This window comes from Bacillus sp. B4EP4a (genome assembly GCF_006680105.1).
Lineage (GTDB): Bacteria > Bacillota > Bacilli > Bacillales > DSM-1321 > Peribacillus > Peribacillus simplex_E.
Genome location: NZ_VHIK01000005.1, coordinates 181,808 through 198,055, shown reverse-complemented (window position 1 = coordinate 198,055; position 16,248 = coordinate 181,808). Strand labels below are relative to the sequence as shown.

Here is a 16,248-nt window from a genome sequence, read left to right as displayed (position 1 = left end):
ATATGGAAGAGGGAGCTTAGAGTGGAATTAAGGCAAATCGAATATTTCATTGAAGTGGCAAAGCGTGAACATATGACGGAAGCGGCAGTGAACTTGCATGTTGCCCAGTCAGCTGTCAGTCGTCAAATCTACAATTTAGAAGAAGAATTAGGTGTGCCCCTATTTATCCGGGAAGGCCGAAAAATTAGATTGACGCCTATAGGACATACATTTTTAGCGAATATGGAACAAGCTATGAATATAATCGATCGTGCCAAGCGTGAGATGGCTGAAAGTCTGAATCCAGAAAAAGGGACAATTCGCATTGGCTTTCCCAGCAGTTTGGCTTCTTATGTATTGCCAAGGGTCATTTCCGACTTCAGGGAAAGTTATCCGCAGGCAAAGTTCACTTTGAAACAAGGTTCATATCGATACCTGATAGATTCGGTAATAAAAGGTAATATTAACATGGCCTTGATCGGTCCTCTGCCGATGAATGAAAAGAAAATCAAAGGTGAAACGCTATTTATTGAGAACTTAGTTGCCCTTTTACCAGAAAGTCATCCTTTGGCCTTGAAGAAATCACTATGCTTGGATGAGCTTAAAGGAAATCCGTTCATCCTATCTCCAAAGGGCTATGTTTTAAGGGATATCGTTATGAAGGCTTGCAAACTGCATGGCTTTGAACCGGAAGTGGCATTTGAAGGAAAAGATACTGATGCTATAAAAGGCCTGGTGGGGGCAGGGTTGGGTATAACCTTGGTACCTGAGATTTCCTTGATTGATAGCTTGCCACGTTTTACGGTTAAATTGCCGCTGGAGGAACCGTCTGTTACCAGGACTGTAGGGGTCATCGTTCCAACTGATAGGGAACTGATGCCAACGGAGAAGTTGTTTTACCAATTTTTGAAGGACACTTTTGCAACATTGGAAGGTTTTCAATAGGAATAAGTTGCGTCTCTATTAGAAAAGTCATAAATCCAGCTAGTGAGAGAATCCTTGAATCGGGTTCTTTTTTTTGTCGCAAATGTATCGAAATATCTTCATTTTAACACATCCTTAAAAGGGGTAATCTATTCTGAAATAATACAATATTAGTTTTTTCTTGTATAAGAATGTGTTAAACCTTTATTTTTGAAAACGCTTTTATTTTATTAGAATAAAAATACTTCTTACATTATCAGAAAATTCATGTTATTATACGAGCAGACATTATAGGTAGCGGTGCGATATACTTAATAGGCTTTTTTAAATGAAGACCTTAATTTTTTTTTCGTTTTTACGAAATTGAATATTCTGATAATTGATAAGGAGTGGAGATAAAGTGAGCAGGAAAGAATACATCAGCGATCGAATGTACAAGGCATCGACAGGGATAGCCAACGCTGTTTTGGTTACATTAGGGATCGGGTTATTGTTTGAATCCATAGGGGGATATTTAGGTTGGGAGGTCTTCCTGGCAATAGGCGGGGCCGCAAAGGTCTTGCTGGCACCGGCTTTAGGAGCAGGCATCGCATATCAGCTAGGTGGAAATTCATTAATTATCTTTAGCGCCATGGCTTCAAGTGCTGTTGGGGGTGCTGCCATTCATAGAACTGCTGAGGGTGCCTTCACGATTGTTACGGGTCAGCCGCTAAGTGCTGTCTTGGCAGCAGTAATTGCAACATATATAGGTAAGCGCCTAATCGGCAAAACGAAGTTGGACATCATGGCCATCTCAATGGGAGCAGTTCTTGTCGGTGGAGTTTCGGGATATGGCCTGGCTCTTGTCACCACCCCGCTACTGACGTGGATAAGCAGTCAAACCACCGCCGCGGTCGCAGGTTCTCCTTTAATCGGTTCAATGGTCATAGCCTTGGTATGGAGCATTTTATTGATGACACCGGCGTCTTCCGCTGCACTGGCGATCGCTCTGCAATTAGATCCCGTTTCCAGTGCTGCAGCTCTAATCGGATGTACCGTTCAGTTTGTCGGGTTCACTGTCATGTCTTATAAAGATAATGATATGGGCGGGTTCCTGGCACAGATGGTTGTTACGCCAAAAGTTCAATTTCCTAACTTAATCAAGAAACCATTATATGTCGTTCCGCCTTTTGTGGCGGCAATCATCTGTGCGCCTATCGCTACCTTGGCATTCGATTTTCAAGTGCCGTATGAGCTTGGAGGCATGGGGTTAAGTTCAATGATTGCCCCGATTGCCATCATAACTGGTCAGGGGTTGTACACGTTCTTGGTTTATGTGGCAGTGGGTATGGTATTGCCAGCTTTGATCACACTTGCATTGCATCGGGTATTGAAGATGATGGGTAAAGTTAAGCCAGGTGATCTTCATTTGGAAGTTTCATAATCAAAGTTTTCTTAGAAACCAGCCTGGTTAAGGAACCGGGCTGGTTTTTATTTATAAAGGGATTAGGGTAAAATGGGGAGGAAAGCATTTGCATAGATAGGATGATATATATGGGAAAAGAAATAGATATAAAAGTGAAAGCTAAGTTCGTGAGTAAAATCGGCAAGGGTTTTCCCTTGATTGTTAAAGAGTCGATAGCCAACCTTAATGATCTTAAGGAAGAGGGGTCCTTGGTGCGTTTGGTGGATGAAAACAACCGCTTTCTGGCAAAAGGATACTATGGTAAACAGAATAAGGGCTATGGCTGGGTGTTGACCCAAAGAGAAGATGAACAGATCGATCAAGCCTTCTTTAACGGCAAAATCCAGGCAGCATCCGAATTCCGAAAGTCATTTTTTGAAGATGAGGAGACTACAGCTTTCCGCTTGTTTAATGGGGAAGGTGATGGAATTGGCGGTTTAATCATTGATCATTACGATGGTCACTATGTCATTAGCTGGTATAGCAAAGGAATTTATTCCTTTAAAGACTACATCATTAAGGCATTGCAGGAAACGGTCGAGGTTAAATCGATTTATCAGAAGAAACGCTTTGATACAAAGGGTCAGTACGTGGATGAAGACGATTTTGTCATGGGTGAACAGCCTGCATTTCCGCTTCTTGTAAAGGAGAATGGAGTACATTTCGCTGTTTATCTGAATGATGGGGCAATGGTCGGTGTCTTCCTTGATCAACGCGATGTCAGAAGGAAAATCCGGGATGAATACGCAAAAGGGAAAACTGTGTTGAATATGTTCTCCTATACTGGGGCATTCTCCGTGTTTGCCGCTTTAGGCGGTGCTGTTAAAACAACTAGTGTCGACCTGGCGAATCGCAGTTTACCAAAGACGATCGAGCAGTTCAGTGTGAATGGAATAGATCCCGAAGCTCACAATATCGTGGTAATGGATGTTTTTAATTATTTTAAATATGCAGTGAAGAAGGCCTTGAAATTTGAAATGGTCATCCTCGATCCGCCCAGCTTTGCCAAATCGAAGAAGTTCACTTTCAGTGCCGGGAAAGACTATACGAATCTTTTGAAGGATACCATTTCCATTACGGAAGATAATGGGGTCATTATCGCCTCAACTAATTGCAGTACGTTTGACATGAAAAAATTCAAGAGCTTCATTGATGTTGCTTTCAAAGAAATAAATGGAAAATACGAGATCGTGGAACAATTCTCATTACCGGCTGATTTTAAAACAAGCAGGGAATATAAGGAAGGCGATTATCTAAAAGTAGTCTTCATTAAGAAAATTAAAGGTTGAAAAAGGGCGTCCACAGTTCCATTAGAGCTGAGGATGCCTTTTTTTGAAAAATTGTTTCATGTGAAACGAACGGATATTCGGAATTCAAAGGTTTGGCCGTTCACTTTTCAAACCTTTCGATAAATGGAAAGATGGTTTCCTGCGAATGCTGTTAGCGATGCAAAACTGGGCTGCATAGTAGGTAAGCATGATCAGTGGACCAGAATAGGCAACATCATCGATGAATTTGTTCCAAGATAAAATGGAGTCGGAAATCACAAACAGGACCCCACCGATGATTGCAGCCGCATTTCCGGTCATGAATGCCGCCCAGCCCATGAGGGAGATGACCGTTACATAACAGATTACAGGGATGATAAGGTCATGTTCACCTTTTTCAATTAAAGAACGTACAATTTCACGGCCAATCCAAGTGGAGTAAATGCTAATCGGAAGAATCGTCGCAAATCGAAGCCATGAAAAGGTCCACAGTCTAAAGAATGCCGAAATATAGAAAAGGTGGCCGATCAAGAAGGCACAAAGCCCGATGACGAACCAGATTAACAATCCATCTCCAAGCATGCAAAAGAATAAACCAAGAAGTATGAAGGATTGGTAACGATCCCGTCTTCCCACATTTGTGCAGGCGTAGAGCAAAATCAATAACATGGGGATTACCTTGAACATGATTTTAATGATTAAAGGCTCTTCCGGTATAAAAAAAATATATAATAGTCCCGTGATAAGGATTGCGGCAGGTAAGCATTTCATTAACATTCAAATTCCTCCTTCAATCTTTAATTCTATGTAAGGGATAGGAACCCCTTGTCAATTAAAGTATTGTTTGAAAGAAAGTCGTCAAAATGAAAAAAACTGACTCCCGATTAACCAGGAGTCAGTTCAGTTATAGAATCATACAGCTTCTTTAACGAATGCTTGTTTTAACCAGTTTTTCCCCTCAACAAGCCTTGTGACAAGCATGGCACAAACCGTGTTTCCTGTTGAGTTAAGCAGTGTAGCAGGAGCATCGATAATCGTGGATATAACGGCAATGATCGGCAGGACTTCAACAGGGAAGCCGAATACACTAAGAATCAGCATTTCCCCAATCATGCCGCCCCCAGGAATGGCACCCATAACGGCTCCAACCAAAAAGGCAACAGCAAGTATACTTAAAATGCTTGATATGCTTGTCATATCCTTTCCAAATAAGCTGAATAGGAAAACGATTTTCAATACCCCGCCGAATACCGAACCATCTTTATGAGTGTTGGCTCCGAGTGGGATGACAGTCTCCGCTATATCCTTAGGCACGCCCATTTTCTTGACAGATTCCAGATTGACTGGAATGGATGCGGCACTAGAACAAGTTGCAATGGCTGTAATGGATGGTGTCAGGGCATTTTTCCAAAATAGTTTAACTCCATCTTTCCCGCCTGCGATAAAGGCATACAAAGTGAAGAAGCCGAAATAATAAATCAAGGCCAAGAATAGATAAAGAATGAAAGTGCGGGCATAGCCTTCTAAAATCTGCGGCCCAAGCTGCCCGATTATCGCCGCAAAATAAGCACCAAGCCCAATTGGAGCATAGTACATGACGATTTTGACGACCTTCATCATGACAGTTGTACCTGCTGTCAAAAACTCGGTAATCGGTCTTGCTTTCTCACCGGCCAGTGCAGTGGAAAGTCCGATTAATACTGAGAAAACGATAAGCTGAAGCATATTGCTTCTGGAGAACAGTTCTGGAAAATCGGACACAGTTACTGTGTTGACCAGTTGACTGAAGAAGGAAACTTCTTCGATCGGCTCTTCAGTGGAACTGTTTTCCATCAGTTCTTTAATGGCTGTCGTATCTGTGCCTTCCAAGGGATTGATGATGGTTGTCCCAATAAATCCAATGACCGCAGCCAAAGCGGCAGTTGTCAGGAAAACGATTACAATACTGCCCATGATTTTGCCAAGACGCTTCATTCCGCTCATATTGGCAATTGCTGAAGCAATGCTAAAAAATACCAATGGCACGATGATCGTGAACATCAGATTTAAGAATAAGTCCCCTAGCGGCTGTATGACCGAGGTTTTCTCCCCGAAGACAACGCCCGCTATCCCACCGATAATAATGGCAGTGAGTAATATTAAAGAGGATCGATAGTTTTTGATAAAGCTCTTCATTAAATTTCCGTCCTTTCAGGATGAAGATATCAATAAAAATATACTTCATTATCAACTCTAAAATCAGGTTTGACAATATTTTTTTATAGGAAGGAATGTTAAAAGGAGAAATGCAATAAATAATAATAGGGAATGGGTTGTTAAAAAATAGTGAAGAAGGGATATAATGGCATTTATTGAGGTGGGAGAGGGCGTTCAGTTGTTTTATGAAGATAAGGGCCAGGGAAGACCGGTTATTTTTATCCATGGTGTGTGGATGAGCAGCCGGTTCTTTAAAAGGCAGCTTCCGTACTTTTCAGAAAAATATAGAACGATCTTACTTGATTTAAGAAGTCATGGCCAGTCAAATCATGTACATTACGGAAATACGGTCTCCGTTTATGCAAAAGATCTTCATGCATTCATAGGTAAACTGGGATTAAAGGATGTCATACTTGTAGGCTGGTCCATGGGGGCATTTGTCGTCTGGGACTATCTTAAGCAATTCGGTGAAGGAAATATACATTCAACCGTGATTGTGGACGAATTGGCCTCTGATTTTAAGTGGCCCGATTTTAATATCGGTGCATTTGATATGGACACGTTGATTGCCTTCATGACTGAAATTCAAACGAATCGTTCCCCATTTTTACAAAGCTTCCTTACCTCCATGTTCAACAATGAATTGTCTGCAGAGGATGCAAGCTGGATGCTTGGGGAAGTGACCAAGATGCCGGAATCCATTGCCAGTAGCATTCTATTTGACCAATCGATTGTGGACTATCGTGAATTCTTGCCAGAAATCAATATTCCGACACTTCTCTGTTTTGGAAGGCATGAAAAAGTCATTCCAGTAGCTGCAGGGGAACATTTGCATAAAAACATTCCGAATTCCAAACTAGTAGTCTTTGAAGATAGTTGCCATTGTCCATTTATGGAAGAAAGCGATTTGTTTAATGAAACAGTGGATTGCTTTATTCAAAAGGGAGTATAGTCGTACAGGATATGAAAAAGGGGATGCAGGGTTCGTGCCCGCATTCCTTTTCTTTATGGTTATTAATGAATTTTTCTACTAACTAAACGGTTTCGGCAAGAAATAAAGGGAATACTGGTACTAAGGGAGTCAGTAGTGCAGGTTAATGGAATTGATAAATTAAATAGGTAATATTTTTATATCCTTTTCACAGGAATTGGGCTATTATGAGGTGGATTTAAATTGGTATGATCGTTATCTGTTATTGAGAGAAACTCATGCAGGAAGTGATGGTGAGGATAAAATGGATGATCGTTTACCATACAATGAAATTATAGATGTATGTTTACTTGCAGGAAAAATCATGCTTCAGAACGGAGCGGAAACTTCGCGGGTGGAAGATACGATGGTAAGAATCGCTGCAGCGTTTGGATGCGGTGAGTCACATAGTTTTTCGACCCCTACAGGAATTATTTTTTCGCTGGATGGTATGCACCCAGCTTCAAAATTAATTCGAGTTTCCCAACGATCTACAGATTTACATAAGGTGACGCTGGTTAACAGTATATCCCGAAGCATTTCCAGCAAGGAAATGACACCGGAGGAAGCTTATCTAAGGTTAAAACAAATCGAAAAGGCCGGGATGGGGTATCCCATGTGGGTACAGGTCTTTGCTGCGTTTATAGCAAGCGGCTGCTTTTTAATCATGTTCCAAGGACAGTGGAATGATTTCATCTGGTCCTGTATAGCTGGAGGAATGGGATTCACTTGCCTGCTTTATTTGCACTGGTTACTGGAAGTTCGCTTTTTTGCTGAATTCATCGCCTCTTTAGTCGTAGGTTTAGTAGCTATGTTCTTTGTCCAGATTGGAGTCGGGAGTCATTTGGACACGATAATCATTGGAGCGGTGATGCCGCTTGTGCCAGGGCTGTTAATTACTAATGCTGCCAGAGATTTAATTGCAGGACATTTGGTTTCAGGTCTATCCAAGGGTGCGGATGCAGGTTTGACTGCTTTAGCCATTGGGGCAGGAATATCGGCTGCGTTTGTTTTCTTATGATTTTAGGGGAGGAAGAATGATGATTGCACAGCTTATTACAAGTTTCATTGCCTCAGCCGCCTTTGGAGTCATCTTCAATGTACCAAAGAATTCATTGTTTCAATGTGGTTTCGTAGGGATGTTAGGGTGGATATTATACTTTGTTCTGGTTGAAAATGAGATAAACAGCATCATTGCAACATTATCGGCTGCATTTATCGTTGCTGTTATCAGCCAGTATTTTGCTAAAAGGTATAAAACGCCGATCACGATTTTCAATGTATCGGGAATCATCCCCCTCGTGCCTGGAGGTTTGTCGTATGATGCGATGAAGCACTTTGTCGGAAATGATTTTTATGTCGCCGTTCAGTTGGCCGCCAAGGTCTTTATGCTGGCTGGTGCCATTGCGATGGGGCTGATCTTTGCAGAAGTCATGAATCAGTTAGTAACTAAGTACAATAAAAGGAAGTTAAGATTGAGAAGTTAGAGTGATTATTTTAAAACCTTCCTGATAAATATGTTTCTAAATAAAGAGAAAGGAGAGCAGGTCGAACACCCTGATCTCCTTTCTCTTTTTAATATTTTAAAATAATAATAAATCTAGCTTATATAGGATCTTTCATCCCAGTATTAGCAGTAACCAAAATCTCGTCGAATTTTTTGGCATCAGCTTTCTTGCTTGACAGAAGTGTTCCGACGATGGCTGCGATAAAACCAATCGGGATGGAGATGATGCCTGGATTGGCAAGCGGGAATAATGGCTCCCCAACGAATATTGCCGCTCCCTCTACAGGTGACCAGACATTGGGACTTAGGAACACAAGCAATAAAGAACTGACCAGTCCAACTATCATGCCCGTGACAGCCCCAGCTGTGTTAAAACGTTTCCAGAATACCGTGAAGACAATGATGGGCAGATTGGCACTGGCAGCGACGGCAAAGGCAAGTGAAACAAGGAAGGCGACATTCATGTTTTGGGCAAATAAGGCAAGGATGATGGAGAGGACGGATACTCCGATGGATGCCCAACGAGCAGCAACGACTTGTTCCTTGTCAGTGGCTTGGCCCTTCCGGATGATGTGGCCATAGAAGTCATGGGCAAAGGCAGATGCTGCCGATAGAACGAGGCCTGCGACAACCGCTAAAATGGTAGCGAAAGCAACTGCAGAGACAAAGGCGAACAGGAAGTCACCCCCAATGGCTTCGGCAAGCAGCGGAGCAGCCATATTCCCGGCCGCATTCGCGCCAATGATTTTGTCGTATCCAACAAAAGCTGCCGCTCCAAATCCCAGGAAAATGGTCATTATATAAAAGATGCCAATGATCCAAGTGGCATATACAACGGACTTTCGGGCTGTGATGGCATCTTTCACCGTAAAGAAACGGATGAGAATGTGAGGAAGTCCAGCTGTACCGAGTACAAGCGCTAAATTAAGGGATAAAGTGTCCAATGGATCCTTGAATTTGTTACCGGGGTTGAGGAAATCCCCGCCCAAAGGAGTGGCCGTTTTCATCTGCTTGAACATCTCGATCACGCTAAAGTCGAATTTCGCCAACACGATGATGGAGATGATGAATGTACCTGCCATCAATAAAACGGCTTTAACGATTTGAACCCAACTAGTGGCCGTCATGCCGCCGAATACGACGTATACGGTCATTAAAATGCCTACAATGATGACGGAGTAAAGATAATCAATTCCAAGTAAGAGTTTTATAAGGGCACCTGCACCGACTAATTGGGCGATCATATAAAAGGTTGAAATGGAAATGGTGTTAAGGGCAGCGACCCCGCGTACTTTCTTTTCATTGAAACGGGCAGCGATCATGTCCGCCAATGTATACTTGCCAAGGTTACGGAGCGGTTCGGCCACGATATAAAGAACGACCAGATACGCAACCAGAAAACCTATGCTATAGAAAAAACCATCAAATCCAGAGAGTGCGACCATGCCGGCTATCCCCAAAAATGAGGCAGCGGACATATAATCTCCCGCAATGGCCCAGCCATTCTGCCAACCGGTAAGGCTGCTGTCCGCCGTATAAAAGTCCGCGGTCGTTTTGGTGCGCCGTGAAGCAAAATAGGTAATGACCAATGTTAGTCCGACAATGATTAGGAATAATATAAAAGCAAGTATATTCATTATGAATTCACCTTTTATCCTTTCGCTTCTTTAACGATTTTTTCCACTAATCGGTCAAATGTCGCAGCTTTTTTGGAATAGAGGATGCATAATGTCCAGGTCATGATAAATTGGGCGAAGGCAAAAATCCAGGCCCAGCTGATTGTCCCGAAAGCAATTGAGTTAAGAACTTTAGAATAGGATGTTAGTATGGGTAAGGTGAAATAAAAGACCATGAAAAAGATGGATAGCGGGACGATGAAATTGCGTTTTTTCCTTAAGAGTTCTTGAAAAGATTGTGATTGGACAATCTTGGTGTAGTCTGTGGAAGCGCTTACCTCGGTTTCCTTAGCGATTGAATCGTTTGATGCCAAGTTGGTTCCCCCTTCATCATCATTGATTTGGATTTCATTACCAATTTCCGATAACAGTATCAGTATATAATTTTCAGAATATATTGTAAATTTAAATGCTGAAATTAAATCTTTTTTCGTTCGACATCGTTTTAATTATTTCGTACAAGCAAGGGAGTGTGCTATATAAACGAAAGATCATGGAAATCAAACACATGACCATTAAGGAAAAGTTAAGCTTCTTTCACGATACTGGTTTCAACGAAGGAAATCTGAAAGGAGAAAAGTAATGAAAAAGATGATAATGATATGTACGGTTTTAGTGCTGGCGATTGGGGGATGCGCTTGGTTTTTCATGAGGGACAATGCTGAGCCTGTCATTGCAAAGTCGGTGACCGCAACAGTTGAAAAGGGAGATCTTGAAGTTCAAATAAGCGGTTCCGGATCGGTCGCCGCTATCAATAGTGAGGACATCACTTCCTCTGTAACGGGTGAAGTGGATGAAGTCCTTGTAGAGAAGAATGAATTGGTTGAGAAAGGTGATGAACTTATTACCTTCACGGATGGAAGTGACCCGATAACGGCCCCATTCGATGGTACGGTTACAACGATGGATGTAGAAGAAGGGGATCGTGTATCAAGCAGTGAAGTGTTGGCACATGTTACGGATTATAAAAAATTGAAAACCACGATCAGTGTTGATGAATTGGATGTTCCAAATGTTAAAAAAGGACAAACAGTTGAAATTAAAGCCAGTGCTTTTGAAGATGAAACATTTACGGGGGAAGTGACCAGTGTAGCAAAGGAAGGTACATATGAGAATGGAGTTTCTTCGTTCGATGTCACTATCAAAATTGACAAACCCGGCGATATAAAAATTGGGATGTCGACTGAAGTGAGCATTTTGACGAATAGTGTAAAAGATGCTTTATATGTTCCGATTGAAGCAGTCCAAATGGACGGTGAAGAGAAATATGTAAATATACAACAATCCGGTACAACTGAAGGAACTGCTAGTACAAAGACAGCGGTTGAGACTGGGATCAGCAATGATAGGTATATTGAAATAACTTCGGGTCTTGAAGAGGGCCAGTCTGTTTCCTTGCCAATTACCATCAATGAAAGCTCGACTGGAAGTGGCGGCGATGGAATGAGGGGAGGCCAAGGAGGCGAAATACGAATGCCGAGCGGCAGCGGAATGCCGAGCAGCGGAATGCCAAACGGTGGCGGAATGCCAAGCGGCAAGGGAGGTCAGTAAAATGGCGAAACCCATCATAAAAATTAAGAACATGTCTAAATCATATGAATTGGGCGGCGAAACGGTTAAGGCACTTCAAGATGTATGTCTTACAATCGATAAAGGCGATTTCATTTCGATCATCGGTCCTTCTGGGTCAGGGAAATCGACGTTCATGAATATGATTGGCTGCCTTGACAAGCCTGACATAGGTGAATATCTTCTTGATGGAAAAGAAGTGGAAAAGATGAAGGATAATGAGTTAGCTGCCATTCGTAATATTAAAATAGGATTTATCTTTCAAAATTTTAACCTGTTGGCAAAACTGACAGCGTTGGAGAATGTCGAACTTCCCCTGGTTTATAGAGGGGCAAGCGTGAAGGAAAGAAGAGAAGTGGCCAATGCATGCCTTGATATGGTAGGCCTGAGTGACCGGAAGAATCATCTGCCGACCCAACTGTCGGGCGGACAGCAGCAAAGAGTTGCGATTGCAAGGGCACTTGCCGGTAACCCTCCCGTTTTATTGGCGGATGAGCCGACGGGGGCCCTGGATAGTAAAACGAGTAAAGAAGTGCTGCAGATGCTGAAAGAATTGAACGAAAAGGGACAAACAATCATTCTTATAACCCATGACTTGGAAGTGGCAAAAGAAGCGACTCGTGTCGTCCGGATACAGGATGGTCAGCTATTTGAAAACGGAGGTGATTGGATTGAATCTGAGCGAATCAATGAAGATGGCTATACGCAGTATCAAAACCAATAAAGTCAGAGCATTTTTAACCATGCTTGGGATCATAATTGGAGTTGCCTCCGTAATCGTTCTGGTTTCGATCGGGCAGGGTTCCTCACAGTCCGTTCAGGATGAGATCAATAGCCTGGGAACGAATCTGATAACGGTAAGTGTCACGGATACTGACTCCGTGGAGCTGACGGATGATACAATTGAACAGTTTAAAGAGCTGAACGGGATATCGGAAGTGGCGCCTGTGGTCACCGGACGCGTTTATGCAAAAAATGGAGAAGCTACGGCACAGGTTTCAATGACCGGTGCAACTTCATCCTACTTATCAGTTAGGGATCTGGAGCTCAGCCAAGGTCGGTTTTTGACGGATATGGAAACGGAATTACGCTCCAAGGTCGTTGTCCTGGGGTCGGATACAGCCAACACGCTTTTTGAAAATCAAAAAGCTGTGGACCAGAACGTGCTTATCGGCGGTGTTTCCTATCGCGTGATCGGTGTGCTGAAATCGGTAGGCACCTCAATGGGATCGAGCGGGGATGATGTAATCATTGCCCCGATCACCACTGCCGAAAGGGTTACAGGCAGCACGACAATCGGAACCGTATATTTAAAAGCGGAGAACGAGAATATCATAGATAGGGTGATGTACCAGGTCCAGGGTGCGATGACCACATCATTCCCAGAACAAAGTGATAACTATTCGGTGTCCAATCAAGAAGATCTGATGGATACAATGAGCTCTGTGTCGGATACGTTCACACTCATGCTTGGCGGTATTGCCAGTATTTCGTTACTGGTGGGCGGAATTGGAATCATGAATATCATGTTGGTTTCCGTCTCAGAGAGAACGAAGGAAATCGGGATTAGAAAAGCAATTGGGGCAAATCGGAAATCGATTCTTCTTCAGTTTTTAATTGAAGCGATGGTCCTGAGCTGCTTAGGGGGACTATTGGGAGTTGGAATTGGATTGGGAATCGCAAAATTGATTTCAGTTTTTTCAAGTTTAACGATCAGTTATTCATGGTCGGTAACACTGTTTGCCTTCTTATTCTCCATTTTAATCGGGATAATGTTTGGCGTATTTCCTGCCAATAAGGCATCCAAGTTAAATCCAATCCAGGCACTGCGTCACGAATGAACATACAATTTGAGAGAAAGCAGGCGATTAAAAGCCCGCTTTCTTTTGCTTATGAAAAAGGATAAAATCAACATATATATCACAATTGAGGCGGTTGGGAGGTACCCTGCATGAAGGTTTTGGTGGTAGAAGATAATGTTTCATTATTAGAATCGATCCGACAAATTTTGACAGATGAATATGAAGTGGATACAGCGGATAATGGGGAAGATGGGTTATTCATGGCTCAGCAGAGTATATACGATATCATCATTTTGGATGTAATGCTTCCGGGAATCGATGGATTTGAAATCGTACGGAAAATCAGGGAAGCAAAAATAGATACAAGTGTCTTGTTTTTGACGGCAAAAGATGCACTTGAGGATCGTGTCAGGGGATTGGAAATGGGTGGCGATGATTATTTAGTCAAGCCGTTTCAGGCACCGGAACTTAAGGCCAGGATTCGTGCCCTGCTTCGAAGGAGTGGCATTATATCGCTTGAGCAGCATGTGAAATACCGCAATATTGAACTGTTGGAAAAAGAAAAGGATATTTTGGTTGATGGAAAGGTCATTAAAATGACCTTGAAACAGTTTGAATTACTGGAATACCTAATTCAAAATAATGGGAAAATACTGACCCGTGAGCAGATTTTCGACCGTATTTGGGGGTTTGATTCAGATACGACGATTGCCATTGTTGAAGTGTTCATCCATCACCTTAGAAAAAAACTGGAACCTTTCAATTACCATAAAGATATTCAAACCGTTCGGGGTATTGGTTATATGCTAAAACAACCATAAGGGGATCATTATGTTCCAAAAAACACGACTTCAACTAACATTATTGAATTCTATCGTCTTTATTGTCTTAATAGCCATATTAAGCAGAACGATTTATTTCTATACGGAAAATCAGATCTATATGGATGTCAATGATTCACTTAAACAGGATTACAGGGATTTCAATAATGGCGGCATGCGAGGCGGACGTCCTCAAGGTGAGTTTCTTTTAGGACCTGGGCCAAGCGTCATCGTTTGGGGACCGGATGAGACGATCATTGAGCCAAGACTGAGTGTAGACAATTTTATTAAGGTTAATGAATCGGAATTTTACCCTAAAAGATTTGATGAGATTGAAGAAATATCGGTAAATGGGCAGACGCATCGTGCACTTTCCACCAAGGTCGATACAGAGTATGGAGAGATGACGGTACAATTCATCAGGAATGTGGATACAGAAAAAGAAATGCTCGATCGCTTGCTGCTCATATTGTTTGTTGGTGGGGGAATTGGAAGTCTAGTGGCGGTAGGCGCTGGCTATCTTCTGGCAGGACGGGCCCTGATTCCGGTCAAGAAATCCTGGGATCAGCAGCAGCAGTTTGTCTCGGATGCTTCGCATGAAATTCGAACGCCGCTTGCTGTCATTCAATCGCGGGCTGATTTGCTATTTCAATCACCGAACGCGACAATCGAGGAAAAAGCCGTTGATATATCCATCATTTCGAAAGAAGTCCGGCGATTGAATAAGCTTGTTAACGGACTTTTAACCTTGACCAGAACGGATTCGAATCAAATGGAAGTTAAGAAATCGAACTTTTTCCTTGATGACTTACTTTTGGATATCGTGGAACAGTATACGGATATAGCTTCTTTTCAAGAGAAATCAATTATTAGCCATGCTCCCGAACAGTTGGTGTTTCATGGCGATAAAGAGAGAATTCATCAGCTATTGGTGATCTTGGTGGATAATGCCATGAAATTTACCGAGGAAGGCGGGGAGATTTCCCTATCCTGCATCAAGAATGCTTCATCCATCATTCTTACAGTAGAGGATAATGGAAAAGGCATTCCGCAGGAAGATCTCCCCTTGATTTTTAACCGTTTTTATCAAGTCGAGCAATCCCGTTCAGCAAATGAAGGCTCCGGTTTAGGTTTATCCATAGCCCAATGGATTGTAAACACACATCAAGGGAACATCAAGGTTACAAGTGAACAGAATGAACGCACCCGTTTTGAAATCACTTTTCCGAGAAATCAAAGGAAAAATTAATCCGCCTTCAGATGCCATCCCATACGAAAAAGACCCTACTTTTTTCCTTGTTGCTTAAGGAAAAATTAAGGGTCTTTTTAGATAATCATCTTATATAAATACATTAATTTTCGGGAGGAGAAAACCATTGATGAAAAGACTTGGTAAGATACACTTTTTGGTTGGAATATTGGCTTCGGTTCTTTTAATGGCCCAAGCAGTCATCGGGATCATGATGTATGTGGATGGCAGCGGCAATGAACCCGTGAATCGACAGGCGATGATGGGTCAGCCTGCCGACCGCAACACTACAGAATCGAATGATAATGAAAAACCGGCTAATAGCAGTGCGGCGACCGATGATTCAACTGCGGAAACGGCATCTATTGATACACAGGGCAATATGGGGACAACTCCCCAAGGCGGGCCTAATGGTTCTGGAACGCAAGGAGAGATGCCAAGCGGTGGCGGTTTCCAAGGCAGAGACTCTTTTGCAGCTAAATTTATCAACTTTTATCAAGGGGCAGGCGGCTTGGCTACATCCATCATCATCTTTGTCATTGGAGGCTTTGGATTAGTCACATCGGTGATATCCAGAAAAAAAGCAGCCTAAAAGTCAATAATATTTAAAGAAAGAGAAGGTTCCTTTCGAAGGGGAGCCTTCTTTTTTAATTCATGAACATTATTGTCACTAATTGTTATTTTAAAAAAGGGAAATAATAATTGCACTTAAAAAAATATTAGTTTAATATAGACTTCTAGAGAGGTACGTACATGTTTTTTGGATAAAAGAGAAAACGTTTGCATAATTTTTTTGAGGGTAACCTACTAGTAATGCACGATCATAAAATTCACCCTTAGTGG

General features: G+C 42.3%; 16 protein-coding genes. 12 read left to right on the top strand and 4 right to left on the bottom strand.

Features of this window, described 5'->3' with window-relative positions; all coding sequences use genetic code 11:
* Positions 1–21 precede the first annotated feature (21 nt).
* The 3 genes from gltC to FNK51_RS02890 all read left to right on the top strand — a co-directional run bounded on the left by gltC (position 22) and on the right by FNK51_RS02890 (position 3,636).
* A complete protein-coding gene (gene gltC, locus FNK51_RS02900) occupies positions 22–924 on the top strand; it encodes a glutamate biosynthesis transcriptional regulator GltC (RefSeq protein WP_141992383.1) in 903 nt (300 codons plus the stop codon).
* Positions 925–1,333: 409 nt separating this feature from the next.
* A complete protein-coding gene (locus FNK51_RS02895; RefSeq protein WP_141992424.1) occupies positions 1,334–2,326 on the top strand; it encodes a PTS sugar transporter subunit IIC in 993 nt (330 codons plus the stop codon).
* Between the two features lie 110 nt (positions 2,327–2,436).
* Positions 2,437–3,636, top strand: coding sequence for a class I SAM-dependent rRNA methyltransferase (locus FNK51_RS02890; protein ID WP_141992382.1), 1,200 nt, complete (start codon positions 2,437–2,439; stop codon positions 3,634–3,636).
* A gap of 84 nt (positions 3,637–3,720) precedes the next feature.
* Here FNK51_RS02890 and FNK51_RS02885 read toward each other — a convergent pair whose 3' ends face one another.
* Together FNK51_RS02885 and FNK51_RS02880 are read right to left on the bottom strand one after the other, a co-directional pair.
* On the bottom strand, positions 3,721–4,392 hold the full coding sequence (locus FNK51_RS02885) for a lysoplasmalogenase (RefSeq protein ID WP_141992381.1): 672 nt from the start codon (positions 4,390–4,392) through the stop codon (positions 3,721–3,723).
* A 135-nt stretch (positions 4,393–4,527) separates the two neighbouring features.
* Positions 4,528–5,790: a dicarboxylate/amino acid:cation symporter gene (locus FNK51_RS02880; protein WP_141992380.1), complete on the bottom strand. Its 1,263-nt coding sequence runs from the start codon at positions 5,788–5,790 to the stop codon at positions 4,528–4,530.
* Between the two features lie 166 nt (positions 5,791–5,956).
* On the opposite strand from FNK51_RS02880, the gene FNK51_RS02875 reads away from it, so the two are divergent.
* The 3 genes from FNK51_RS02875 to FNK51_RS02865 all read left to right on the top strand — a co-directional run bounded on the left by FNK51_RS02875 (position 5,957) and on the right by FNK51_RS02865 (position 8,268).
* Positions 5,957–6,763 (top strand): alpha/beta fold hydrolase, encoded by an 807-nt coding sequence (locus tag FNK51_RS02875; RefSeq protein ID WP_141992379.1) that lies wholly within the window; start codon positions 5,957–5,959, stop codon positions 6,761–6,763.
* Between the two features lie 283 nt (positions 6,764–7,046).
* Entirely contained in the window at positions 7,047–7,802 is a 756-nt protein-coding gene (locus tag FNK51_RS02870; protein ID WP_063234332.1) for a threonine/serine exporter family protein, read from the top strand.
* 16 nt (positions 7,803–7,818) lie between these two features.
* Positions 7,819–8,268 (top strand): threonine/serine exporter family protein, encoded by a 450-nt coding sequence (locus FNK51_RS02865; protein WP_174524181.1) that lies wholly within the window; start codon positions 7,819–7,821, stop codon positions 8,266–8,268.
* 118 nt (positions 8,269–8,386) lie between these two features.
* Here the strand turns inward: FNK51_RS02865 and FNK51_RS02860 are convergent, their stop codons facing one another.
* Positions 8,387–9,925: a solute symporter family protein gene (locus tag FNK51_RS02860; protein ID WP_141992378.1), complete on the bottom strand. Its 1,539-nt coding sequence runs from the start codon at positions 9,923–9,925 to the stop codon at positions 8,387–8,389.
* Positions 9,926–9,939: 14 nt separating this feature from the next.
* The gene (locus FNK51_RS02855; protein WP_141992377.1) at positions 9,940–10,278 is read right to left on the bottom strand and encodes a DUF485 domain-containing protein; all 339 of its coding nucleotides are present in this window, start codon (positions 10,276–10,278) and stop codon (positions 9,940–9,942) included.
* A 268-nt stretch (positions 10,279–10,546) separates the two neighbouring features.
* Between FNK51_RS02855 and FNK51_RS02850 the strand changes: the two genes are divergently transcribed.
* The 6 genes from FNK51_RS02850 (at position 10,547) to FNK51_RS02825 (ending at position 15,997) form a co-directional block, all read left to right on the top strand.
* A complete protein-coding gene (locus FNK51_RS02850) occupies positions 10,547–11,515 on the top strand; it encodes an efflux RND transporter periplasmic adaptor subunit (RefSeq protein WP_141992376.1) in 969 nt (322 codons plus the stop codon).
* Between the two features lies 1 nt (position 11,516).
* Positions 11,517–12,257, top strand: a complete 741-nt coding sequence (locus FNK51_RS02845; protein ID WP_098370280.1) for an ABC transporter ATP-binding protein — start codon at positions 11,517–11,519, stop codon at positions 12,255–12,257.
* Positions 12,205–13,374 (top strand): ABC transporter permease, encoded by a 1,170-nt coding sequence (locus tag FNK51_RS02840; RefSeq protein ID WP_286178552.1) that lies wholly within the window; start codon positions 12,205–12,207, stop codon positions 13,372–13,374. The genes FNK51_RS02845 and FNK51_RS02840 overlap by 53 nt, the downstream gene beginning before the upstream one ends.
* A gap of 110 nt (positions 13,375–13,484) precedes the next feature.
* A complete protein-coding gene (locus FNK51_RS02835) occupies positions 13,485–14,156 on the top strand; it encodes a response regulator transcription factor (RefSeq protein WP_034316054.1) in 672 nt (223 codons plus the stop codon).
* Between the two features lie 10 nt (positions 14,157–14,166).
* Positions 14,167–15,405: a sensor histidine kinase gene (locus FNK51_RS02830; protein WP_141992375.1), complete on the top strand. Its 1,239-nt coding sequence runs from the start codon at positions 14,167–14,169 to the stop codon at positions 15,403–15,405.
* A 127-nt stretch (positions 15,406–15,532) separates the two neighbouring features.
* A complete protein-coding gene (locus tag FNK51_RS02825; protein WP_181762162.1) occupies positions 15,533–15,997 on the top strand; it encodes a hypothetical protein in 465 nt (154 codons plus the stop codon).
* The last annotated feature ends 251 nt before the right edge of the window (positions 15,998–16,248 follow it).

Bases quoted from the DNA above. Each gene is read 5' to 3' on its own strand.
- FNK51_RS02885 (WP_141992381.1), bottom strand. From the start codon at position 4,392: ATGTTAATGAAATGCTTACCTGCCGCAATCCTTATCACGGGACTATTA.
- FNK51_RS02875 (WP_141992379.1), top strand. From the start codon at position 5,957: ATGGCATTTATTGAGGTGGGAGAGGGCGTTCAGTTGTTTTATGAAGAT.
- FNK51_RS02860 (WP_141992378.1), bottom strand. From the start codon at position 9,925: ATGAATATACTTGCTTTTATATTATTCCTAATCATTGTCGGACTAACA.
- FNK51_RS02880 (WP_141992380.1), bottom strand. From the start codon at position 5,790: ATGAAGAGCTTTATCAAAAACTATCGATCCTCTTTAATATTACTCACT.
- FNK51_RS02870 (WP_063234332.1), top strand. From the start codon at position 7,047: ATGGATGATCGTTTACCATACAATGAAATTATAGATGTATGTTTACTT.
- FNK51_RS02890 (WP_141992382.1), top strand. From the start codon at position 2,437: ATGGGAAAAGAAATAGATATAAAAGTGAAAGCTAAGTTCGTGAGTAAA.
- FNK51_RS02845 (WP_098370280.1), top strand. From the start codon at position 11,517: ATGGCGAAACCCATCATAAAAATTAAGAACATGTCTAAATCATATGAA.
- FNK51_RS02865 (WP_174524181.1), top strand. From the start codon at position 7,819: ATGATGATTGCACAGCTTATTACAAGTTTCATTGCCTCAGCCGCCTTT.
- FNK51_RS02830 (WP_141992375.1), top strand. From the start codon at position 14,167: ATGTTCCAAAAAACACGACTTCAACTAACATTATTGAATTCTATCGTC.
- FNK51_RS02850 (WP_141992376.1), top strand. From the start codon at position 10,547: ATGAAAAAGATGATAATGATATGTACGGTTTTAGTGCTGGCGATTGGG.
- FNK51_RS02895 (WP_141992424.1), top strand. From the start codon at position 1,334: ATGTACAAGGCATCGACAGGGATAGCCAACGCTGTTTTGGTTACATTA.
- FNK51_RS02835 (WP_034316054.1), top strand. From the start codon at position 13,485: ATGAAGGTTTTGGTGGTAGAAGATAATGTTTCATTATTAGAATCGATC.